The sequence below is a fragment of the Haloarcula vallismortis ATCC 29715 genome (genome assembly GCF_000337775.1).
GTDB classification, from domain to species: domain Archaea; phylum Halobacteriota; class Halobacteria; order Halobacteriales; family Haloarculaceae; genus Haloarcula; species Haloarcula vallismortis.
This window is the reverse complement of record NZ_AOLQ01000009.1, coordinates 20,781-41,710: the sequence shown is the minus strand read 5'-3', so window position 1 is coordinate 41,710 and position 20,930 is coordinate 20,781. Positions and strand designations below refer to the sequence as shown.

Sequence of the window (20,930 nt, the reverse complement as noted above, 5' to 3'; positions counted from 1 at the left end):
ACCGCGCGGGCGACTCGCCCGCTCGTCGCCGATGTGGTACCAGCCGAAAACGGGTCCGTATCAACAAGAGTCAAGCAGGTCGTCGAGGAGTTTCCGCTGGGCGGCGGCGAGGTGTTCGGTGAACGTCGAGGTGGAGATGTCCAGCGCGTCGGCAACGTCGCCGGCAGTTGCCTCGCGCGGGTGCTCGAAATACCCCATCTCGTGCGCCCGACCGAGGACCTCCCGCTGCCGGGTGGTCAGTTTCGCCCGGTCGAGCACGACCGGACGGTCTGTCTCTGCGGGCGTATCTTCCAGTAGCCGTCGGAGTTTGACAGTATCGCCTTCCGACTGGAGGTCGTCGACGATGTCCCGCAGTGTCGGCACGTCGTCGACGAGGAACGTGACGACGACGGATTCGGTGTCCGCCGAGAACTCCTGAACCACACAGCCGGCCGCTTCGATACGTTCACACACGCAGCCCTGTCCGGCTGCCCGAGACAGCTGGAAAACGTGCCGCTGGTCGTAGGCGAACACATGGTCGGCCTTTGGGTCGCCACTCTGTAGCGCCGACGGTGTTCCGTCACCGCCTTTGAGCGTGAACTCTTCGACAACGCGACCGGTACCGCCACTCGTTGCGCTCCGAGAGACCGACGACACCGACCACTCCTCGTCAGCGTGTGGCTGTACTTGACACGACCGAGGACCGAATACTTCGACCTCGGCAAGCATTCGGCCCGACATGCGTGGGAAGTCTGCTGGCTGGTATAAGAAAGTCTGTGCGAACATGTTCGTATAAAAAACCGCCATATAATGGGCCTAAGATGTCGGGCTGGCAGTTCATCCGGATGCTGCAACAAACCCCGAACACAGCGACGCAGATAGCCGTTCGAATCGCTGGCGAACCGAGATGACACAGAATTATGAGACGCAACACGATACTCATCGGTCTGTTGATAACGGCGGTACTACTGCCGATGTGGTACGTCGCACTGCACGGCGAGCCACCGTCGGAAGAGATCGCTATCGACGAGAGCGTCAGCGACATCCGGCCGCTCGATGGCCCGGTCGAGACGCCGAACAAACTGTCGCCGAGCCAGGTCGGCGTCGTCGTCTGGGTCGCCCTGTTCGGCCTCGTGGGCGTGCTGACGGCCGCCCACCAGTTCATGAACAGGGCGGTCCGGCCGCCCGACGAGGCCGAACCAGTCACTGACGGCGGGACGGTCTCGCTGCCGTGGCTCGATACGGAGCACCGCTGGGTCGTCGAGTACCACGACGCCTCAGACGCCATAGAGGGACTCGTCGCGATGAGCGGACTGACAGCCCTCTCTATTGTCTTCGCGGCGCTGTTCACTGGCGAGTACCTTACGCTCGCCCGCACTCAGTACTTCGGGCTGTACGCGACGGGGCTGTTTCTCTCGCTCGCGCTCTCGACGGTCGCGTACTACGCCTGGTTCATGCCACACGTCGAAGTCGCCGAACTCAGGGGGCACGAATGATAGAGTATCCGAAACCCGATGACGACGACGAGGAACAGAGCGACGACTGCTCGTGTGACGGGCCCAGCGGTACGTCTCCCACACTGTATGGAGACGCCCGCGCAGAACTCCGCCGCCGGGACTTCGCGAAGTTCCTCGCGACCGTCGGTGGCCTGACCGCCGTCGCCAGCCTCACCGCCCCGCTTGCCAGCACCACGCAAGTGTTCGAGCGAGGGTACAACGGGCCGGTGTACTCCGACGGCATCCACCTCGTCGACAGCGAGGGCGAACGCATCGCGGAGGGACGGCTCTCCGAAGGCGAGCACATCACCGTCTTCCCAGAGCCCCGGCCCGGCATCGAAGACGCCCCGACGCTGCTGGTGCGCTACGCTGAGTCTGACTACGGCAGTGACATCTCGGAGGGGTTCACCGTCAGCGGCTACGCCGCCTTCTCCAAAGTGTGTACCCACGCCGGCTGTATGGTGTCAGACCGGGAGGAGGACCTGGTCGTCTGTCCCTGTCACTTCGGGAAGTTCAACGTTCTAGAGGGCGCGGCGGTCAGCGGCGGCCCGCCGGGACGGGCGCTCCCACAGCTTCCGATTACGGTGACCAGCGACGGATTCCTCGTCGCCACCGGTGACTTCGAGGGGCCAGTCGGCCCCGGAGGTGAATGATGTCCCGCGCGAAAGCCGTCTACGACTGGTTTGACACCCGGCTGGACCTGGAGAACGGCCAGAAGTTCCTCGGGAAGGCGTTCCCGGCCGAGGACTCGTTCCTGCTGGGGGAGGTGGCGCTGTTCTGTTTCCTCCTCCTGATTCTGTCTGGGGTCTTCCTCGGGTTCTTCTTCGAGCCCTCGACCTCCGACGTGGAGTACGACGGCAGCGTCCAGAAGTTTCAGGGCAAGGAGATGCCCGAGGCGTTCGTCTCGGTACTGCACATAACCTACGACGTGCCCTTCGGGATGTTCATCCGCCGGCTCCACCACTGGGCGGCCCACCTCTTTGTCGCCTCTATCGGGTTGCACATGTTACGGGTGTTTTTCACCGGCGCGTACCGCAATCCGCGGGAGCCAAACTGGATTGTGGGGACCGGGCTCGCGGCGCTGGCGATGGGCGCAGCCTACACCGGCTACGCCCTGCCGTTCGACGAGTTCGCCGCCACGGCCACGAGTATCGGCTACAATCTCACCGTGTCGATACCCCTGTTAGGTGATTTCCTCGGTCAGGTGGTGTTCGGGGGGGAGTTCCCCTCCAGTGCCACCATCCCGCGGCTGTACTTCCTCCACGTCCTCGTGATACCGGCTGCCATCGCCGTGGGCCTAGCGGTCCACATGGCCATCCTCATCCGGCAGAAACACACTGAGGCCCCGCGGGACGGCGACGTGACCGGCGGCCGCCAGCCCGTCGACGAGGACGACGACGACATCATCATCGGCCTGCCGGCGTTCCCGAACCAGGCCGCCGTCTCAGCGGTGGTGTTTTTCGTCACCGCGGCGACGCTGTCGGCGCTTTCGGGCCTGCTGCCGGTCCACAACGTCGCCGAGTACGGCCCGAACGACCCCGCGGCCACGCCGGAGCTCATCATGCCGGACTGGTTCCTGATGTGGGTGTACGGCTTCCTGAAGCTCCTGCCACAGATCAGCTTCAACATCGGCCCGGCCCACATCAACGGGGAGTTCATCGGCGGCATCGTCCTCCCGGGACTGGTGTTTGCCGCTGTCGCCGTCTGGCCATTTATCGACCGGACGGAGCCGACCCACTTCACCGCGGACCCACTGGACCGGGCCTGGCAGACCGGCGTCGGCGTGGGCGCCGTCGCGTTCATCATGATCGCCTCCATCGCGGGGATGAACAACATCCTCGCCGACCAGGTGCTTGGAACGACCACCGGCGTCGTCAACCCCATCCTGACGGCCGCGCTGCTCGTCGTCCCGCCGGTCTTCGGGGGGATTACGTACCTGCTGTTGCGCGACGGCGAGCCCACGCCGTCCCGAGAGGGTGACGTGGCTGCCGACGGCGGCGGGGTCCAAGATGACGCGGCCGACAACGTTGACGACGAAACCGCCGAACCGGAGGGAGACAGATGACCGGGACCGTCGAGCTGACTGAGCGACAGTATCGCCTGCTGGATACGACGAGCAAGCTGGTCGGCCTCGTGCTGGTCGCCGCCGGCCTCGAAGTCGGCGGTAGCACGCTCGCCGGCATCGCGCTGGCCGTGGCCGGCACTGCCTGCGCGACTGCGACAGTGTTCATCACCAATGAGTAGAAACGACCTGACTGACGACGAGGCGGACAGTGCGGGAATCAGTCGCCGCGACTTCGTGCGCGGGCTCGGAGCGGCATCGGTGCTTGGCGCGACGGGGCTGTCGTTTGCCGACGACGGCATGGACGGTCTGGAGGCGGTCGACGACCCCATCGGGTCGTATCCGTACCGGGACTGGGAGGACCTCTACCGCGACGAGTGGGACTGGGACTCCGTCGCCCGCTCGACCCACAGCGTCAACTGCACCGGCTCCTGCTCGTGGAACGTCTACGTCAAGGACGGCCAGGTCTGGCGCGAGGAACAGGCCGGCGACTACCCGACCTTCGACGAGAGCCTCCCTGACCCGAACCCGCGTGGCTGTCAGAAGGGGGCCTGTTACACGGACTACGTCAACGCCGACCAGCGCGTGCTCCACCCGCTCCGCCGCACGGGCGAGCGCGGCGAGGGCCAGTGGGAGCGGATCAGCTGGGACGAGGCGCTGACCGAGATCGCCGACCACGTCATCGACGAGGTGCAGGCGGGCCGGTACGACGCCATCTCCGGGTTCACGCCGATTCCGGCGATGTCGCCCGTGAGCTTCGCCTCCGGCTCCCGGCTCGTGAACCTGCTCGGCGGCGTCTCGCATAGCTTCTACGACTGGTACTCGGACCTGCCGCCGGGCCAGCCCATCACCTGGGGCACCCAGACGGACAACGCCGAATCCGCAGACTGGCACAACGCCGACTACATCATCGCCTGGGGGTCGAACATCAACGTCACGCGAATCCCCGACGCGAAGTACTTCCTCGACGCCGGCTACGAGGGCGCAAAGCGGGTCGGTATCTTCACCGACTACTCCCAGACGGCGATTCACACCGACGAGTGGCTCTCGCCCCACGGCGGCAGCGACACCGCGCTCGCGCTGGGCATGGCCCAGACCATCGTCGACGAGGGACTGCACGACGAGGAACACCTCAAAGAGCAGACCGACATGCCGCTTTTGGTCCGGGAGGACACCGGGAAGTTCCTCCGGGCCAGCGAGGTCGGCCTCGCCGCGGACGCCGACGACCCTGAGAAGGTGTTCGTCATGGTCGACGCCGACGGGAACCTCCGTCGAGCGCCCGGCTCGCTCGGCGAGCGGGACGGCCAGCACGACCACTCAGAGAGCATCGAACTCGACTTCGACCCGCAGCTGAGCGTCGAACGCAGCGTCGACACCGACGCGGGCAGCGTCGCGGTCCGGTCGGTCTGGGAGAACCTCACCGACGAGCTCAGTCAGTACACGCCGGATGTCGTCCACGAAGAGACCGGCGTTGGCGAGAACACCTACCAGCGGGTCGCTCGCGAGTTCGCCGAGGCCGACGCCGCCAAGATCATCCACGGCAAGGGCGTCAACGACTGGTATCACAACGACCTGGGCAACCGCGCCATCCAGTTGCTCGTGACGCTGACGGGGAACCTCGGCGACCCCGGCACCGGGCTGGACCACTACGTCGGCCAGGAGAAGATCTGGTCGTTCCACGGCTGGAAGGTCCTGTCGTTCCCAACCGGGAACGTCCGCGGCGTGCCGACGACGCTGTGGACCTACTTCCACGCCGGCATCCTCGACAATACCGACCCGGACACCGCCGAGAAAATCCGGGAGTCCATCGATAAGGGATGGATGCCGGTCTACCCCGAAGAACGCGAGGACGGGAGCCGGCCGGACCCGTCTACGATGTTCATCTGGCGCGGAAACTACTTCAACCAGGCCAAGGGCAACGTCGCCCTCGAAGAACAGCTCTGGCCCAAGCTCGACCTCGTCGTCGACATCAATTTCCGGATGGACTCGACCGCGATGTACTCAGACATCGTCCTGCCGGCGGCCAGCCACTACGAGAAGTACGACCTCTCGGAGACGGACATGCACACCTACGTGCACCCGTTCACGCCGGCCGTCGAACCCCTCGGCGAGGCCAAGACCGACTGGGAGATATTCCGCCTGCTCGCCGAGAAGATACAGGAGCGCGCCCGGGAGCGCGGTGTCGAGCCGATAGAAGACCGGAAGTTCGACCGGACCATCGACCTTACGACCATCTACGACGACTACGTCCGCGACTGGGAGAGCGGCGAAGAGGAAGGTCTCGTCGAAGACAAAGCTGCGGCGGAGTTCATCCTCGAACACTCCGAGGAGACCAATCCCGAGGGCAGCAACGAGCAGATAACCTTCGACGATATCGACGAGCAACCGCAGCGGTTCCTCGAAGCTGGCGACCACTGGAGTTCGGACATCAAAGACGGCGAGGCCTACGTCCCGTGGCAGGATTACGTCCACGACAAGAACCCCTGGCCGACCTTCACCGGCCGACAGCAGTACTACATCGACCACGACTGGTATCTCGAACTCGGGGAGGAGCTGCCGACCCACAAGGAGGGGCCGGAAGACACCGGCGGCGACTACCCGCTGTCGTACAACACGCCCCACGGTCGGTGGTCTATTCACTCGACGTGGCGCGACGACACCAAGATGCTCAGGCTCCAGCGCGGCGAGCCAGTGGTGTATCTGAACCCCAAGGACGCCGAAGAGCGGGGCATCGAGGACGGCGACACCGTGGAGGTGTACAACGACCTCGGCGCGGTGGAGGTGCAAGCGAAGATCTACCCCTCCAGCGAGCCGGGGACCGTCCGGCACTTCTTCTCCTGGGAGAAGTTCCAGTACCCCGACCGGGACAACTTCAACACGCTCGTCCCGATGTACATGAAGCCGACACAGCTAGTGCAGTACCCCGAGGACACCGGGGAGCACCTGCACTTCTTCCCGAACTACTGGGGGCCGACAGGGGTCAACAGCGACGTCCGTGTCGATGTCCGACCCAGCGGAGGTGACAGCGAATGAGCACTGACCAACAGGACGACCAAGACGAGGACACGCTGGTCAACGTCGCGGACGGCGTCGACCACCAGGTCGCGATGGTGATGGACCTGAACAAATGTATCGGCTGCCAGACGTGTACCATCGCCTGCAAGAGCCTCTGGACGGAGGATGGCGGGTCGGAGTACATGTACTGGAACAACGTCGAAACCAAGCCCGGCGAGGGCTACCCGCGGGGCTGGGAGGACTCCGGCGGCGGCTGGGAGTCCGAGGAACATTCGGACCGCTCGCCCGGCGAGATTCCCGACGAGGAGGACTACGGCCGCGCCTGGGAGTTCAACCACAGCGAGATCATGTACGAGGGCAGCGACGAGCCGCTGCGGCCACGCGAGGGCGCGGAATGGGGCCCCAACTGGGACGAGGACCAGGGGGCCGGCGAGTACCCCAACAGCTACTACTTCTACCTCCCGCGCATCTGCAACCACTGTACCCATCCCTCCTGTGTCGAGGCCTGCCCGCGCTCGGCGCTGTACAAGCGCCAGGAGGACGGCATCGTCCTCGTCGACCAGGACCGCTGTCGGGGCTACCGCTACTGCGTCGAGGGGTGTCCCTACAAGAAGGTGTACTACAACACCGTCTCGAAGAAATCGGAGAAGTGTATCTTCTGTTACCCCCGTATCGAGGGCGAGGGTCCAGACGGGGAGACGTTCGCGCCGGCCTGCGCTGAGGAGTGTCCGCCCCAGCTCCGGATGGTCGGCTTCCTCGACGACGAGGAAGGGCCGATCCACAAGCTCGTCGAGGAGTACGAGGTCGCGCTGCCGCTCCATCCGGAGTTCCGCACGCAACCAAACGTCTACTACATCCCGCCCTTCGCCCCCGGCCAGCACACGGAGGACGGGGAGACGGTCGACATCGACCGGATTCCCCGGCAGTACCTCCGGAACCTGTTCGGCGACGGCGTCGACGAGGCGCTCGACACTATCGAGGCCCACCGGCAGCGCGTTCGCCAGGGTGGTGACAGCGAGCTGATGGAACTGCTTCAGGACAAGAACCCGGCCAAACAGTATCGACTGGAGGTGTTCGACGATGAGTGAGCACCGCGAACGAATGTTGAGCTCGGAAGACCGCAGGTCTTCCGGCGTTCGAACGAGCGAGCGTAGTGAGCGAGTTCGACTACGCTGGCGAATACGCCAGCGGTGTTCGACGATGAGTGGCGTTGCGAGCCGTAAAGCGGCTCAAATTTACGAGCGGGCCGCGCCCGCGAGTAGTGCGAGCGGCTCGGAAACGCGAGCGAGCGATGCCCGCGAGCGGCCCCAGTTGGCCACGCCGGAGCGCGCAGGGGGTGGGCAACGATGACTGACCACCGACGCACACTCGCACTCACGGCGGTGCTGGCGGGGCTCATCGTCATCTCGACGGTGGCCGCGCCGCTGGCGAGCGCCCGGCCAGCACACGAGATTCCGGTGAGAGAGGTCTCGGACGCCAACCTCGATGAGCCGGATGCCGACGGCTGGGAAGCAGTCCCGGCCTCGGACGTGCCGCTTGCAAGCGCCCCGAGTAGCGTGCCAAACGCCGACGACACGAGCATCGAGACGGTCGACGTGCAGGCGGCCCGCACCGACGAACGGCTGTACGTCCGCCTGGAGTGGCACGACGCAACCCGGGACATGGACGCCAGTGCCACGCGGGAGTTCGCCGACGCCGTCGCGGTCCAGTTCCCGGCCAACACGAGTTCCCGGCCGCCGATAGCAATGGGTGGTCCGGACAACCGGGTCAACGTCTGGTACTGGAGCGGGGCGACCGGCACGCAGGAACTGCTCGCCGGTGGCGCTGGCTCGACCACGGCATTCGAGAACCCGACCGTACAGGCGAATGCGAGTCACGCCGGCACCGGCGGCAACGCCACCTGGACGGTGGTCTATTCGCGGCCGCTCGACGTGTCGGGCGAGAACCGGACCGACCTGCGAACTGACGGCGACCTCGACGTAGCCTTCGCCGTCTGGAACGGCTCGAACGGCGAGCGGTCCGGCCAGAAAGCGGTCAGCGAGTGGCACTACTATCCCTTCAGCGGCGGCCCGCAGGGACCACCGTACGAGACGCTGCTGTGGACCATCGCTGGTATCGCTATCGTCGCCGTGGTCGGCGTCACCAGCTTCGGCATCTACCGCACGCGGGGGGTCGAGTGATGGCGACGACTCCCACTGACCCCATGGACGATCTCGACGAGGACGCAGCCGCACGCGGTGCGGTGTACGCAGCGCTCTCGAAGGCGTTCGAGTACCCAGAGGAGGCGTTCCACGAGGCCGCCGCGGACGGCTCGCTCGAAGCCGACCTCCGGGCCTGTCTCGACCGCACCACGCTGGACGTGTCCCTCCCGCCGCTCACGACCGACGACGACTACGAGACGCTCGCGGCTCGTTACAACGACATCTTCGAACTCGGCTACAGCGAGTACACAGACCGCACCGACGGCTCGCTGGAAGCGGAGGGACCGCCGGTCCCGCTGTACGAGTCCAAGTATCGGCCGGACCACTCCTGGAACGACGTGAACCTCGACCTCTCGCGGGCCTACAGCCACTACGGTCTCGAAATCGATCAGGAGGAGCGGGACAACCACGACGCCGTGACCTACGAACTGGAGTTCGCGGGCTATCTGGCACGCCGTGAAGCCGCCGTCGGCGAGGACGCCGCAATCGCTCGGCTGGACTTCCACGACCGCCACCTCGGCCACGCGGCGGCCGGCGTCGCGGACCGACTGGCCGACGAACCGGGGACCGACATCTACGGCGGCTTCGGCGAACTGCTTGAGACGTTCGTCCGAGCCGACCGCAACGACCTCGCGGAGAGGCTGGAGGGAAGGCGATGACAGCGGCGCTGCATCAGCGGGTCAGACCGTTGCTATCCGGCGAGAGCCGCTCGCTAGCGGACTTCGCGGTCGGCGCGGCGGCTGTCACGGTCGCTGCCCGCTACCTCGCCGTTCTGTTCGTCAACGCACCGGGACAATCAGCCGTTCCGGTCGCACCCGACCTCGCGACAACTGTGTCCACGGCCGTCGTCGCCGCAGCGGCAATTGCCGTTGCCGTCACCGACACCGACCCGCTGGCCGGCATTGGCCTGCTGTTCGTCGGCGTGTTCGGCCTGCTGTCGCTGCTCAGTAGCGCGGCAGTGCTGCCGGCGGCTGTCGCTGTCATCCTCGGGACTGCGACCGTCGCGGCCGTCGTAGGACACCGATTGGACCTCGTCTCGGCCGCCGCGACCGCCCTGCTCGGTGCTGCACTCAGCATCGGGCTGGCGAGCGGCGTCGGCGGCTGGACAAGTCTCCGTCCAGTGGCCTCGACCGTTGCGCTGCTGGGAATTGCATCGACGCCGGCCTTCGCGGCGACGGACTGGCGGTCGCTATCGACGGCTGACTGGGGCGCGATATTCGGCGGTATCGCCGCCTTCGCCGTCGTATTTGCCGTCGGTCGTGCCGTCCCGTTCGTCACCGGCGCGGTCACGCTCACCGGGACCGGCGTCGTCGGGACCAGCCTGCCGGTCGTCGCACTGGCCGTCGCCGGCGCGGTGACAACGGGCAGCGCTGCCAGCCGGACCCGCCGCTGGCAGTTGCTGGCCGGCGTCGCGCTGGTCGCGTTCGCCGGTGTCCCTGCGTCGCTGCCGCGGGCGCTCCCGTTCGCGCTCGGGGTCGCCACGCTCACCGCACAGGAGGGTCAGCCATGACCGGCTGTCACGACGACGACGAGTTCGAGAAGCACCTCGAAGAGGACCCGGACCCGCAACTGGACCCGGAGCGGAGTCCGGGCCTGCACGCCGACATCGAGGCGCTGGAGGACATCGAGGTGAGCCGCGAGGACGTGACCATCGGCGAGGCCACGCCCGAAGAACTGGCCGCCAGTGACACCGAACCCGTCGAGGACGACGCGGTAACGTCGCTGCTGTCGGACATCGAGCACGGCGCGAAAACCGACCGCCGGCGCGCTGTCCTCGAACTCAAAGACCGGGCGACCACCGACGACATCGTGGCAGCGCTGGCCCGCGCGGCGACGACCGACGACGACAGCGACGTGCGACAGTTCGCCGTCGAAGCGCTGACGGCCCACGGCGGCGAGCGGGCCGCAGCGGTGGCGGTGGAACTGCTCGACGACCCCGACCCGTGGGTCCGGGCGGAGGCCGTCGTCACGCTGGACAACGTCGACCGCGAGGCCCACGAAGACGACATCGAGAGTGCCGTCCGCGACGACCATCACGCGGTCCGTCGCAACGCGGCCATCTCGCTGTTCAAACTCCGCGGCGAAGCGATGGCCGACCTGCTGCTGGAACAGAGCCGCGACGACAGCGAGCGGGTCCGCGAGTGGGCCGCCCACATGCTCGGCGGCGTCGACGAGGACCGCGCCCGCGAGCGACTGCGGGAACTCACCGACGACCCGGCCACCGTCGTCCGCCAGACCGCCGAGCGGTCCCTCGAAGCGGACCCCGGACGGTTCCGCCGACAGTTCGGCGGTGCGCTGGAAAACGACGCCCGACTGTTGCCCGGCGAAGACAGACTCAATCGGATGCCCAACCTCTGACCATGACTGACGGAACGCCCACCACCCTGACCGACCGTATCGAAGCCGCACTGCGAGACGTACGCGACCCGAACGCCGACCTCTCCGTGTTCGACGCGGGCTTCGTCGAGAACATCGACGCGGCCGACGGCGACGTGACCATCGAGGCCGACCTGACCGCCGTAGACGGACAGACAAGCACGCAGGTCGTCCAGGCGATGCTCCACGCGGTCGACGACGTGGACGGCGTCGACAGCGTCCACGTCGAACGGACGACACCCACGAGCGAGGGCACCGCCGGCGTCGAATCCTTCGACCACGTCGTCGCCGTCGCCAGCGCGAAAGGCGGCGTCGGCAAGTCGACGGTCGCCACGCATCTGGCCTGTGCGCTGGCTGCTGACAACGACGTGGCGCTGTTCGACGCCGATATCCACGGGCCGAACGTTCCCGAACTGCTTGAGGTGAGCGGGCCGGTCCACTCTAGCGAGGCGGGCGACCCGCTCCCGGTCCGCGCCGGTGACATGGACGTGATGAGCGTCGGCCTGATGGAGAGCGGCGCGCCGCTGGCCTGGCGCGGGGCGATGGCCCACGACGCCCTCGATGACCTCTTCGAGAACACCGCCTGGCGCAACGACGACGTGCTGGTGCTTGACCTACCGCCGGGGACGGGCGACGTGGTGCTGACGACGCTGCAGGAGGTCCCCGTCGACGGCGTAGTGGTCGTAACGACGCCGTTTCACGCCAGCGTCAGCGACACCAGCCGGACGGTAGAGCTGTTCCGGGACAACGACGTGCCGGTACTCGGGACCGTCGTCAACATGGCCGAGTACGTCTGTGACTGCTGTGGCGAACCGAACGACCTGTTCAGCGGCGATGCGCTGGAAGACCTCGACGCGGAGGTGCTGGCTGAACTCCCGTTCTCTCAGGACCTGCAGGGGACGCCGGCACCCGGCAGCGTCCCCGGCGCTGTCAGCAGTTTAGGGGACGCCGTCGAGTCAGCCCTCGACACCGCCGGCGAGGTGTCTGTCGACCCCACGGTCGACATCCGGGGTTTGCCGCCACAGGAGCGCAAAGACCGGGTTCGCGAACGGTTCACTGCGCTGGACAGCGGCGAATCGTTCGTCCTCGTCAGCGACCGCGACCCGACCCCAGTCGGGCAGTTTCTGGGCCGGCTCGCGGAGGCCCCGCGGGAAGCCTTCGACCCGTTTGGGGTCCGACGAGAGACGCCCGAGGCCTGGGTACTGGAGACAGTCAAGCCGTAGGTGTGTTCGCCGGCAGCCAGCAGTGACAACCGGTAACAGGCCACTCAAGCAGGAGTAAAGGCATAATTGTCCGCACCCGTAGTAATACGGTAATGACCGCTATACTCGTGACAGCGGGTCGACTCGCCCGCGGTCGCTTACGTGTCAGGTCCCGGCAGGCCGGAGGGACAGCGTGACCGACCCGTTTGCGGTGATGAACGCTATCGGACTGGTCGGGTTCGCGTTCGTCGGCGCGGCGAAAGCCATCGAGGAGCGCTACGACGTGTTCGGTGTCACGGTCGTCGGCGTGATGACGGCGCTGGGTGGCGGGACGACGCGGGACCTGCTGTTGAACAGGGTTCCGAACTCCCTGCAGTCACCCGGCGAAGTCGCACTGTCGCTCCTCGGTGTTGCCGCTGCCGTTTTACTGGTGCATTTCCTCGACGACGGCCACCAACACCCAGTCGTCCTGACGGCCGACGCCATCGGGCTGGCGGCGTTCACGACCACCGGTGCGCTGTTGGGACAGCAAGCCGGCCTCCCGGTGTTTGCCGTCGTCGCACTGGCGACGGTCAATGCGGCCGGCGGCGGCGCGATCTCGGACCTGCTGTTGGGCCGGACGCCGTTCATCCTCCGCGAAGATTTCTACGCGTCCTGTGCCGTTATCGGCGGCCTCGCCTTCTGGGCACTGGCACAGATGGGCGTGGCGTCCGGTGCGGCATCGGCCGGGTGCGCGCTCGCGGTGCTGCTGGCCCGGGGACTCGGTGTCGGCCGCGGGTGGTCGCTCCCGACGGTGCAGGCGTGGGAACGACGCGACGCGTAGTCGAACGGCGTTACTTCTCCTTTGGCCACCACCTGAGCGCGAGCGCGACCGACTGGTCCAGCCCGAACACGTCCGACGAACGGTCGACAGTCGCGGTTTCCGGACAGTCGAGTTCAGTACGCTCATCGGCGACTTCGACGGTGACCGTCCCCTGCGTCTGCTGGAAGCGGTCAGCGAGTGCATCGAGTTCGGCCAGCAACGCCTCGCGGGACATCGTCGTCTCGCGCGCGCTGTTCTGCTGGGAGTGGTCGCCGACGACCGGGTTGATGTCGACATCCTCGGAGCGGTTCGACAGGACGGCGTTGATGGCCGCCCCAAGCAAGATCAGCAGGCCGATGATGTACAGCCAGCTCAGCAAGACGAGGATGCTAGCGATGATGTTCCCACCCGTCGAACCGGATTTGAACGCCGTAAAGAGGACCTGCGCAATCGTGAGGCCGACGGCGGCGAACGCGACACCCGGGACAATCTCAAGCGGCGAGACGTCGGTGTCCGGGAAGACGTAGTACATCGGATAGAAGACGACGAACAGGCCGGCGGCTCGGACCAGCCCGCCAACGACCGCCCACGTCAGGCCGCTCCCGGCCTCGGGCAGGATGCTGCCCAGTGCGCTGGCGCTGAGTATCGCCACGGCGACGGTCACGAGCAGGAGCAGCCCGTCGCCGAGCTGGTCGAGGAAGGTGTTCGACGCGCCCGTCTCGTAGATGTCCGAAAATGCGGTGTCCAGCCCCCGGAAGATACGTAACGACCCCCAGAGGAGAAAACCCACGCCGAGGACCGACACGGAGGCGTCGGCTTCGGTCAGCCCCTGCTGGATGATACCGCTGGCCTGTGCGGTCAGGACGGCTTCCATAATGCCGACGATAGAAGTGCTGAGCGCGACGTTCTCCGTCCGCTGGACGAAGGTCAACACTAGCAACAACAGCGGCAGGATCGACAGGAACGCGTGGTAGGCTATTGAGCCAGCCATGAACGTGAGCCGTTCCGCCCGAATTTCGTGAACGAGAGCCCGCAGGACCTCCTCCGTGCGGGCACGACTGAAACGCATACGGAGCGTTCAACGTCGGGACGCAAATAGACGATGCCGTGGCGGACATCCTGACACCGCCGACGAGCACAGCGTCGGTCCAACCGCCGAGAGTTGCGGGTCGTCACCTCGGAGTCGGCGACACGGTCTGTCACGGTCACGAATGAGGATAGTTGTTCCCAAGCATGGAGAAAGCGTCTAATCGCGGCGATAGATCTGGGGAGTGTCCGGCAGAGCCGCTATCGACTTAGTGCTTTCCGCGTCGTTGTTGCCAGCGACGCGTAGAACGCTTCGCGTGTCGCTGTCTCGACCTGCTCGAGGAACTCGTCAGCCCAGACAGCGAGGTGCTCCTCGAAGAACTGGTCAAGCTGTTCGTCGAAGCCCTCTTCTGCGAGGTAGGCGGCGAACTCCAGTTCAGTGGCGATGTGGTCCGGGAGGTCAGAATGGGCGGCAGCGGGCCTGACGCCGAACTCGCTGTACCAGCGGACGACAGCCGTCGTGGCTGGCCCCTTGACCGGGCCGAGTTCGTCCGGGTCGTCACCGTCGCGGTAGACGCTCTCGTAGGGTGGACACGGTGGTCCCGCTGGCCCGATGAACAACCGGGTGTATTCGGCGCGAAGGCAGCGCAAGTCGACCGAACCGATGTCGCCGACCACCGGAGCCAGTTCGCCTGTTTCAACGGCTTCGGTCAGTTGTTCGGTCGGTTCCCGCCAGCACTCGGCGAGGACAGCGTAGGTCGCCGCGGCGTCCGACCGAAACCCGTCACTCCCAGTGTCGCGCTCGGGCGCTTGCTTACGCGCGGTGGAGGGTTCAGTCTGTCCAGTCATTGTCGTTCCTGTGTCCCGCCGTCAGTCACGTACTGTCCGTCGACTTGCTGTATCGGCACGTATTTCAGTCCGAGCGTGACGATGAGTGCGCCGAAGGCGACGATACCGAGGGTCACAGCCACTTCGACCAGCGTCGGGGTGTAGGCCCCCGCAGTCGCCCAGATGTCGGTCGTGATACCGGCATACTCACCACCAACCGAGATGCCCGGCGGGAGGTCGATGTTAGCGACCTCGTATCCGGTGAAGACCAGCCGAATCCCTTCGAACATCGTTCCGAAGACCGCAAGCAGGCTCGCGGTGAAGATGACCGACACGCGCTTCCGAAGCGATGGGATCATCAGCATGACAAGCGGGACCGCCCCGCCGACGACTGTCCAGAGCCAGAAGTAGACGGACTCGCCGATAAGGAAGCTACCGGTGATAGCCCAGAACTCGAAGTGGTTCGCCCAGGCGTGGGGCAATCGCTCGGCCGCGAGCAGGTACACCACGTGGAGCGCGAGGAAGACGCCGAGTATCTTGCCGAGACTCGTGAGTTCCTCGCGGTCAACCTCGTAGTTCGTGAGCCGGTCCGCGAGTACCGACACGACGAGCAACAACCCGAGCCCAGAGACGAGCGCCTTGGCGATGAACACCGGTGCGACGAGGGGGCTGAACCAGTCGCCACGTCCGATCTGCGTCGCGAAAATCCACCCGGTCACGGAGTGGAGCGCGACTGCGGTCGGGAGTGCGAGTGCCGCGGTCCAGAACATGAGCGTGCGGTCACGGTCGCGTCCAGCATCGGTGTCGGCGATACCCAGTGCGAGTCGCGACCCGCGAGCGGCCAGGTCGCGGCGGGTCAGCAGCCACAGATACCAGAGGTTTAGCACGCCGTAGAGGATGACGATACCGAAATCCCACACCATCGGCGAGCGGAAATCCGGCGAGGTGAAAAACTGGTAGAGTCGTTCGGGCCGCCCGATGTCCGGCAGGATGAGGAGTCCGGCGACGGTGATACACGCGAGACTGACCAGTACGCCGAGCCGTGCGAACCCCTCGTAGCGGTGTGAATGGAAGAACTTCGGTGCGCTGGAGATGATGAGCCCCCCAGCAGACAGCCCGACGAACAGGACGAACATCATGATGTACAGGCCCCACGAGAAGACGTTTCGCATCCCCGTGGCGACAAGCCCCGTGGTGAGTTGGTAGCCCCAGGCTGCCAGTCCAGCGACCATGAAAGTAGCAAGCAGACCGAGCCACAGCTTGCCTTTCGTCCCGAAGGCAGGGATTGCGATCCGCGACGAGTCAGCGGCCATCAGTCATCACCTCCAGACCCCACTGCTGGGACGTGTGGATCTGCATCGCCCTCGATGGAATGGTGGCTGCCACCCGAGTCGCTACTGTCGCTTCCGTCGGCGTCAGACGGCACGTCCTCGGTTCCATCGGACCACGGAGAGACATCGTCGAGTTCGCTCTCCATTTTATCCGATGTCTGTGGCCGACCGGGGCTCATCTCGCCGCTGATGTAGTGCGTCTTCGGGTCCGTTCCGCGGTCTTCGAGGAGTTGGTCGGTCTCGTACTCGTTGATGTACTTCGAGACAGTACTCCCCTCGTCGTCGAGGTCGCCGAAGATGCGTGCGTCGGCCGGGCAGTTGACGACACAGGCCGGATCGAGTCCCTCGTCGACGCGGTGGCTACAGAACGTACACTTCTCGACGACGCCCTGTGGCCGGGCAGCAACGTCGCCCGTCCCCTCTTCGGGCATCTGCTCAGGTTCGTCCCAGTTGAACACCCGTGCGTTGTACGGGCAGGCCGCCATACAGTAGCGACAGCCGATACACTTGTCGTAGTCGATTTCGACGATGCCGTCGTCTCGGGTGTACGTCGCGTTGACCGGACAGACCTTCACACAGGGCGCATTTTCGCAGTGCTGGCACGCCGTCGGCTGATACTGCATATCCAGCGACCCACTACCGCCGTCTTCGGGGTAGCCACCGGATGGGGTGTCAATCTTGTCGCCGCCCTCCGTCAGGACGCGGTTCCAGAACTGCCCCATCGGAACGTTGTTCTCCTGCTTACACGACACTGCGCATGCCTGACAGCCGATACACCGCTCCTGATCGATTACTAGGCCGTAGTTCGTCATTGTCAGTCACCTCCTGCGCGTGCGTCGGCACCAGCCCCGCGCAGGGTATCGGCTTCGTACGTGTCCGTATCGACATTATCTGGGGCCGGTTCGACCGCGACACGGACGTCGTAGAACGCCATCGTCTGGCCGACTTCGCTGACCTCGTTGTGCGTGAGGTCGTTGTGGTGGCCCTTGATGAAGTCACGGCTCCACCACCCCTGATCGGTGTTGACCAGACCGGGCTGGAACGCCTCGTTGTACTTCGCCTTCACGATCATCTCGCCGCGGTCGTTGTGTACTCGGACGTACTCTCCGTCCTCGATGCCGCGGGCCTTCGCATCCGACGGGTGGATGTCTAACTGTGGTTCTGGGTTGACCTCACGTACCCAGTTCAGCATCTCGTACTGCGAGTGGATTCGGAACCGGCTGTGCTTCTGCATGAACATCAGCGGGTACTCGTCTGCCTTTTCGTAGTCGTCGGCTGTCCGGTCTTCGAGCGGTCGAGGAACGTCGAACGTCACACCCTCCTCGCTCGGGGCGTCGTCGTCGTACATTTTGATTCGCCCCGTCTCAGTGGGGAACGCATCGGTGTACTTGACGATGGGGACGCTCTCTTTCTTTTGGGTCCCCTGCTCGAACAGCGTGTCGAAGTCGATATCGTCGTCCCGACCGGCGATTTCCCGGAGCATTTCGCGTTTCGTCTCCGGGAAGTAGTCACCGAACCCGAGTCGCTCCGCGAGGCCGCGAATCGCGTCGTAGTCGTCTCTGGCCTCCCACATCGGTTCCTGAACCTTGTGTCGATAGCTGATGTGTGGATGGGACCCCCAGCTAGACGTGATGTCCTCCTGTTCGAACCAGTGTGGGGCCGGGAGGATGATGTCCGCGTGCTGGACTGTATCCGTGTGGTGCATATCCGCGACCACGTACATTTCAAGGGTCCTGATAGCCTCTCTGAACCGTTGCCGGTCCGGGAACTGGTTGCCCATCATGTTCGACTCGATAGAGTAGACCGCCCTGACCTTGTGCGGATCACCGTCGAGTATCGCGTCCGGGTATTCGGGGAAGAACAGCGACGGTCCGGGGTCAGCGTCCTCGGGAGTGCCCCACCCACCGGCGCTGAGCGTCGCACCGCCGGCGTGGTGCGCGTGGATGTTCCCGTGCCGGCCGTAGTCACCGGTCAGCCCCATCAGCATCGCATAGGTCTGGCCGAAGATATGCCCGTGTTTGTACCGTCCGAGCGCGTAGCTCGGGGCGATGCCACCGGGGCCGCGAGTCGCCAGCCATCGGACTGCCGTGCGGATGTTTTCAGCGTCGACACCGGTCTTCGCCGCGACTTTCGATGGCGCGTAGTCGGCCACGTGGTCACGGAGTCTGGTCAGTGCCGTCTCACATTCGATGCCGTCGACGGTGTACTCCCCGAAGAGCGCATACGGACCACCGGTCTCCGGTTCAAGTTCAACCGGCGTGGCACTGCCCTGTTCGACGGCGACGACCTGGTTCTCGCCGCCGTCTTCGAAGACATCGCTCGCCTTGAGCAGGTCGCCGGTGTCTTTCCGGATTAGCGCGGGACCGGTCGTCCGCTTCCGAAGGAACTGTTCGTCGTACGTCCCGTCCTCGAAGACAGTGTGCATCATCGCGAGCGCGAGATGCACGTCTTTCCCGGGTTTGACCGGGAGCCACAGGTCGGCTTTCGACGCCGTCGTCGTGTACACCGGGTCAACCACGACGAGCTTCGCCCCGCTCTCGACGGCGTCGAGAACCTTCGAGGCGTCCATCTGGAACTGGCTGGCGAAGAGGTCCGACCCCCAGACGATGATGGTGTTCGCGTTCTCCCAGTCCTCGGCCTCGTTCGTCGGGGGGAGGAAAAATCCAGTCCCTGTAACCCGGTTGAATCCGCGACCGACGTTGGCGTCAATCCCCCAGGCAGACTGTGTTGAGCCAAACAGAGAGGCCAGTCGATTGAACGCCTTGCCGGACTGGCCGTAGTTCCCCGACCCTTCGTGGAAGAGAACACTCTCCGCACCGTGGGCTGCCTTCAGCGACTGCATTTTCTCGGCGACAAGGTCGAGCGCCTCGTCCCACGAGACACGTTCGAACTCGGCGTCTGGGCCGCGTCCGTCGGGATTTGGCTCGTCGGGCGACCAGTCTGTGCGCTTCATCGGGTACTTCAGTCTCGTCGGGTCGTACACGCGCTGAGTGTGCGAGAGGCCGAGCACACAGGCCCGCTTGTACTGCTCGTCTTCGGGCGGATGTGGCTCGACCTTCTTCACCTGTCCGTCACGAACGTGGACATCGATTGGGCACTTCCCCCGACAGTTAGGCGAGCAGACGGTCTGGATGACATCGTTTTGCCCGACATAGTTCTCGATACTCGGGTCGCGTTTTGACGCCGTTTCGTCTCCGCGTTCGGCCAGCCCCTGAAGGAACTCACCGCCGCCGAGACCAAGGGCAGCAGCCGCTCCCCCTGCTTTCAGTACGTCGCGCCGATACAGCCCATCGTTGTCAGTCATCGTCGAATCCCTCGGGTTTGGTCGGCCGCTCGTCTTCACCGAACTCTTCCAGTATTTCTTCGTGATACTTCTCGTGGAATTCGGCGTCGCTCAGTTCACCGTTCGAGACACGAATCGCATCACGAGCCATCCGTAGCCCCAACTCAGTGTCGTACTCGACGCCGTCAAGCATCGCTTCCGCTTCGTCTTCCCACTCATCAATCGGCGTCAACCGCGGCTGCTGTGGGTCATTCATGGCTCTAGTTGTGGGTTCCCCTCGGAGTTCGGTAGGAAGCGCGCTGTATTATGAAGGGGTTTAAATAGGAGATGCGAATACCAGCAGGCCACTCAGAGGAGCCGAGAATTGGCGCAGATGTGGCAGTCAGACACCAGTAGCGGTGACGAGCGTGAGTCAGGTAGTACCAGTGTCACGGCCCCGTCCCACCAGAGAACACCTGTGCACGCTCAAGCCAGTCGGCAACCAAGAACAGTCGCTACCGCTACCAGTACGCCTATGTTAAACGGAGAGTCTACGGGTCAAAAGCAGCCGTCGTGAGTTTCGATTCGACGGCATTCAGACGTTGCGAGAGCGCAGACTTAGAAATGCCAAGCGTAGCTGCGAGTTCTTCAAGGGTCGTCTGTCGTGGCGTCTGATAGTATCCTTCGTCGACCGCAAGTATCGCTGCTTCCCGTTGTTTTGCCGTGAGACAAGAGAGATCAACCGTAGCAGGGTCCGATTCGGTCGTGTCGTCCTGTCGGGATGTCAGCCGTCGCAGACGCACTCGTTCAGCGGCCGATTGCAACTGATCGACTAGCTCACTGATGACACTTCGGTCTGAGAGGTACGTCTCAACAAAAAGCGAGTCACCGTCTACGCGCCGGGTTCGTGGGACACATCCGACCTCGCTAAACGCGAGACAGAGGCAGGCGTCCCCGACCTGAGTTGTCGAATGGAGGACCCGCGCGGTACCGGTCTCATCGGTGACAGTCATCTCTGCGTGACAGACCCCATCGTTGATCTGGTTCTGCGCGTTTTCGATGTCTGAATCCGGATCCGAAAGCGGACACGAGCAGTCATCGGGCAGGTCAATTTCCAACAGAAGCTTCAGGGGTCGTTCTTTCGCAGTCCCCGATGTCTCCCCTGTGAGCCCGCTTTCGGATTGTTCCATCCTGCCTACTCGTCATCCATCGTCAGTTAAATGCATTTTGTCATTCCCGCTGAAATCCGCAGACAGCGGTCATATTCTGCCTGTTTTTCTATGGACAGAATTCACTTCTCGGAGCCGCGACGGCGTCCCTCATGTGTCGGTGACAGCGTTCGTTTATTGT

Annotated in this window: 20 protein-coding genes; 12 read left to right on the top strand and 8 right to left on the bottom strand. The window is 64.7% G+C overall.

The window, feature by feature from the left end:
* Nucleotides 1-60: 60 nt before the first annotated feature.
* Nucleotides 61-720: a helix-turn-helix domain-containing protein gene (locus tag C437_RS03460; RefSeq protein ID WP_004515489.1), complete on the bottom strand. Its 660-nt coding sequence runs from the start codon at nucleotides 718-720 to the stop codon at nucleotides 61-63.
* A 179-nt stretch (nucleotides 721-899) separates the two neighbouring features.
* Here C437_RS03460 and C437_RS03455 point away from each other — a divergent pair, with 179 nt between their 5' ends.
* The 12 genes from C437_RS03455 to C437_RS03400 all read left to right on the top strand — a co-directional run bounded on the left by C437_RS03455 (nucleotide 900) and on the right by C437_RS03400 (nucleotide 13,154).
* Nucleotides 900-1,475 carry a hypothetical protein gene (locus tag C437_RS03455; protein WP_004515488.1) on the top strand — a complete coding sequence of 192 codons (576 nt, stop codon included), beginning with the start codon at nucleotides 900-902 and terminating at the stop codon, nucleotides 1,473-1,475.
* Nucleotides 1,472-2,128, top strand: coding sequence for a QcrA and Rieske domain-containing protein (locus C437_RS03450; protein ID WP_004515487.1), 657 nt, complete (start codon nucleotides 1,472-1,474; stop codon nucleotides 2,126-2,128). Before C437_RS03455 ends, C437_RS03450 begins: the two co-directional genes overlap by 4 nt.
* The gene (locus tag C437_RS03445; RefSeq protein WP_049919594.1) at nucleotides 2,128-3,540 is read left to right on the top strand and encodes a cytochrome b; all 1,413 of its coding nucleotides are present in this window, start codon (nucleotides 2,128-2,130) and stop codon (nucleotides 3,538-3,540) included. The genes C437_RS03450 and C437_RS03445 overlap by 1 nt, the downstream gene beginning before the upstream one ends.
* A complete protein-coding gene (locus tag C437_RS03440; RefSeq protein ID WP_004515485.1) occupies nucleotides 3,537-3,719 on the top strand; it encodes a hypothetical protein in 183 nt (60 codons plus the stop codon). The genes C437_RS03445 and C437_RS03440 overlap by 4 nt, the downstream gene beginning before the upstream one ends.
* Nucleotides 3,712-6,570 carry a nitrate reductase subunit alpha gene (gene narG, locus C437_RS03435; protein ID WP_004515484.1) on the top strand — a complete coding sequence of 953 codons (2,859 nt, stop codon included), beginning with the start codon at nucleotides 3,712-3,714 and terminating at the stop codon, nucleotides 6,568-6,570. Before C437_RS03440 ends, narG begins: the two co-directional genes overlap by 8 nt.
* Nucleotides 6,567-7,640 carry a nitrate reductase subunit beta gene (gene narH, locus C437_RS03430; protein ID WP_004515483.1) on the top strand — a complete coding sequence of 358 codons (1,074 nt, stop codon included), beginning with the start codon at nucleotides 6,567-6,569 and terminating at the stop codon, nucleotides 7,638-7,640. The genes narG and narH overlap by 4 nt, the downstream gene beginning before the upstream one ends.
* 258 nt (nucleotides 7,641-7,898) lie before the next feature.
* Nucleotides 7,899-8,732, top strand: coding sequence for an ethylbenzene dehydrogenase-related protein (locus C437_RS03425; protein ID WP_004515482.1), 834 nt, complete (start codon nucleotides 7,899-7,901; stop codon nucleotides 8,730-8,732).
* Entirely contained in the window at nucleotides 8,732-9,412 is a 681-nt protein-coding gene (locus tag C437_RS03420; RefSeq protein WP_049919586.1) for a molecular chaperone TorD family protein, read from the top strand. Before C437_RS03425 ends, C437_RS03420 begins: the two co-directional genes overlap by 1 nt.
* Nucleotides 9,409-10,263, top strand: a complete 855-nt coding sequence (locus tag C437_RS03415; protein ID WP_004515480.1) for a hypothetical protein — start codon at nucleotides 9,409-9,411, stop codon at nucleotides 10,261-10,263. The genes C437_RS03420 and C437_RS03415 overlap by 4 nt, the downstream gene beginning before the upstream one ends.
* On the top strand, nucleotides 10,260-11,111 hold the full coding sequence (locus C437_RS03410; RefSeq protein WP_004515479.1) for a HEAT repeat domain-containing protein: 852 nt from the start codon (nucleotides 10,260-10,262) through the stop codon (nucleotides 11,109-11,111). The genes C437_RS03415 and C437_RS03410 overlap by 4 nt, the downstream gene beginning before the upstream one ends.
* 2 nt (nucleotides 11,112-11,113) lie before the next feature.
* Nucleotides 11,114-12,352, top strand: a complete 1,239-nt coding sequence (locus tag C437_RS03405; protein WP_004515478.1) for a P-loop NTPase — start codon at nucleotides 11,114-11,116, stop codon at nucleotides 12,350-12,352.
* A 172-nt stretch (nucleotides 12,353-12,524) separates the two neighbouring features.
* Nucleotides 12,525-13,154 carry a trimeric intracellular cation channel family protein gene (locus C437_RS03400; protein ID WP_319946235.1) on the top strand — a complete coding sequence of 210 codons (630 nt, stop codon included), beginning with the start codon at nucleotides 12,525-12,527 and terminating at the stop codon, nucleotides 13,152-13,154.
* A 10-nt stretch (nucleotides 13,155-13,164) separates the two neighbouring features.
* On the opposite strand, the gene C437_RS03395 is transcribed toward C437_RS03400, so the two are convergent.
* The 7 genes from C437_RS03395 to C437_RS03365 form a co-directional block, all read right to left on the bottom strand.
* Complete coding sequence (locus tag C437_RS03395) at nucleotides 13,165-14,202, bottom strand: YihY/virulence factor BrkB family protein (RefSeq protein ID WP_004515476.1); 1,038 nt, start codon at nucleotides 14,200-14,202, stop codon at nucleotides 13,165-13,167.
* Nucleotides 14,203-14,420: 218 nt separating this feature from the next.
* Nucleotides 14,421-15,008 carry a TorD/DmsD family molecular chaperone gene (locus C437_RS03390; RefSeq protein ID WP_004515475.1) on the bottom strand — a complete coding sequence of 196 codons (588 nt, stop codon included), beginning with the start codon at nucleotides 15,006-15,008 and terminating at the stop codon, nucleotides 14,421-14,423.
* The gene (nrfD, locus tag C437_RS03385; RefSeq protein WP_004515474.1) at nucleotides 15,005-16,300 is read right to left on the bottom strand and encodes an NrfD/PsrC family molybdoenzyme membrane anchor subunit; all 1,296 of its coding nucleotides are present in this window, start codon (nucleotides 16,298-16,300) and stop codon (nucleotides 15,005-15,007) included. The genes C437_RS03390 and nrfD overlap by 4 nt, the downstream gene beginning before the upstream one ends.
* The gene (gene dsrO / locus C437_RS03380) at nucleotides 16,300-17,130 is read right to left on the bottom strand and encodes a sulfate reduction electron transfer complex DsrMKJOP subunit DsrO (RefSeq protein WP_004515473.1); all 831 of its coding nucleotides are present in this window, start codon (nucleotides 17,128-17,130) and stop codon (nucleotides 16,300-16,302) included. The genes nrfD and dsrO overlap by 1 nt, the downstream gene beginning before the upstream one ends.
* Nucleotides 17,131-17,132: 2 nt before the next feature.
* Nucleotides 17,133-19,622 (bottom strand): molybdopterin-dependent oxidoreductase, encoded by a 2,490-nt coding sequence (locus tag C437_RS03375; protein WP_004515472.1) that lies wholly within the window; start codon nucleotides 19,620-19,622, stop codon nucleotides 17,133-17,135.
* Complete coding sequence (locus C437_RS03370; RefSeq protein ID WP_004515471.1) at nucleotides 19,615-19,857, bottom strand: 4Fe-4S ferredoxin N-terminal domain-containing protein; 243 nt, start codon at nucleotides 19,855-19,857, stop codon at nucleotides 19,615-19,617. Before C437_RS03370 ends, C437_RS03375 begins: the two co-directional genes overlap by 8 nt.
* A 274-nt stretch (nucleotides 19,858-20,131) precedes the next feature.
* Entirely contained in the window at nucleotides 20,132-20,770 is a 639-nt protein-coding gene (locus tag C437_RS03365) for a helix-turn-helix domain-containing protein (protein WP_004515470.1), read from the bottom strand.
* Nucleotides 20,771-20,930: the final 160 nt, after the last annotated feature.

What these genes read in the sequence shown, in the direction of transcription:
- C437_RS03460 (WP_004515489.1), bottom strand. Translation starts at nt 720, where the DNA reads ATGTCGGGCCGAATGCTTGCCGAGGTCGAAGTATTCGGTCCTCGGTCG.
- C437_RS03365 (WP_004515470.1), bottom strand. Translation starts at nt 20,770, where the DNA reads ATGGAACAATCCGAAAGCGGGCTCACAGGGGAGACATCGGGGACTGCG.
- C437_RS03450 (WP_004515487.1), top strand. Translation starts at nt 1,472, where the DNA reads ATGATAGAGTATCCGAAACCCGATGACGACGACGAGGAACAGAGCGAC.
- C437_RS03420 (WP_049919586.1), top strand. Translation starts at nt 8,732, where the DNA reads ATGGCGACGACTCCCACTGACCCCATGGACGATCTCGACGAGGACGCA.
- nrfD (WP_004515474.1), bottom strand. Translation starts at nt 16,300, where the DNA reads ATGGCCGCTGACTCGTCGCGGATCGCAATCCCTGCCTTCGGGACGAAA.
- dsrO (WP_004515473.1), bottom strand. Translation starts at nt 17,130, where the DNA reads ATGACGAACTACGGCCTAGTAATCGATCAGGAGCGGTGTATCGGCTGT.
- C437_RS03440 (WP_004515485.1), top strand. Translation starts at nt 3,537, where the DNA reads ATGACCGGGACCGTCGAGCTGACTGAGCGACAGTATCGCCTGCTGGAT.
- C437_RS03415 (WP_004515480.1), top strand. Translation starts at nt 9,409, where the DNA reads ATGACAGCGGCGCTGCATCAGCGGGTCAGACCGTTGCTATCCGGCGAG.
- C437_RS03395 (WP_004515476.1), bottom strand. Translation starts at nt 14,202, where the DNA reads ATGCGTTTCAGTCGTGCCCGCACGGAGGAGGTCCTGCGGGCTCTCGTT.
- C437_RS03390 (WP_004515475.1), bottom strand. Translation starts at nt 15,008, where the DNA reads ATGACTGGACAGACTGAACCCTCCACCGCGCGTAAGCAAGCGCCCGAG.
- C437_RS03455 (WP_004515488.1), top strand. Translation starts at nt 900, where the DNA reads ATGAGACGCAACACGATACTCATCGGTCTGTTGATAACGGCGGTACTA.
- C437_RS03405 (WP_004515478.1), top strand. Translation starts at nt 11,114, where the DNA reads ATGACTGACGGAACGCCCACCACCCTGACCGACCGTATCGAAGCCGCA.
- narH (WP_004515483.1), top strand. Translation starts at nt 6,567, where the DNA reads ATGAGCACTGACCAACAGGACGACCAAGACGAGGACACGCTGGTCAAC.
- C437_RS03410 (WP_004515479.1), top strand. Translation starts at nt 10,260, where the DNA reads ATGACCGGCTGTCACGACGACGACGAGTTCGAGAAGCACCTCGAAGAG.
- C437_RS03375 (WP_004515472.1), bottom strand. Translation starts at nt 19,622, where the DNA reads ATGACTGACAACGATGGGCTGTATCGGCGCGACGTACTGAAAGCAGGG.
- narG (WP_004515484.1), top strand. Translation starts at nt 3,712, where the DNA reads ATGAGTAGAAACGACCTGACTGACGACGAGGCGGACAGTGCGGGAATC.
- C437_RS03425 (WP_004515482.1), top strand. Translation starts at nt 7,899, where the DNA reads ATGACTGACCACCGACGCACACTCGCACTCACGGCGGTGCTGGCGGGG.
- C437_RS03370 (WP_004515471.1), bottom strand. Translation starts at nt 19,857, where the DNA reads ATGAATGACCCACAGCAGCCGCGGTTGACGCCGATTGATGAGTGGGAA.
- C437_RS03445 (WP_049919594.1), top strand. Translation starts at nt 2,128, where the DNA reads ATGTCCCGCGCGAAAGCCGTCTACGACTGGTTTGACACCCGGCTGGAC.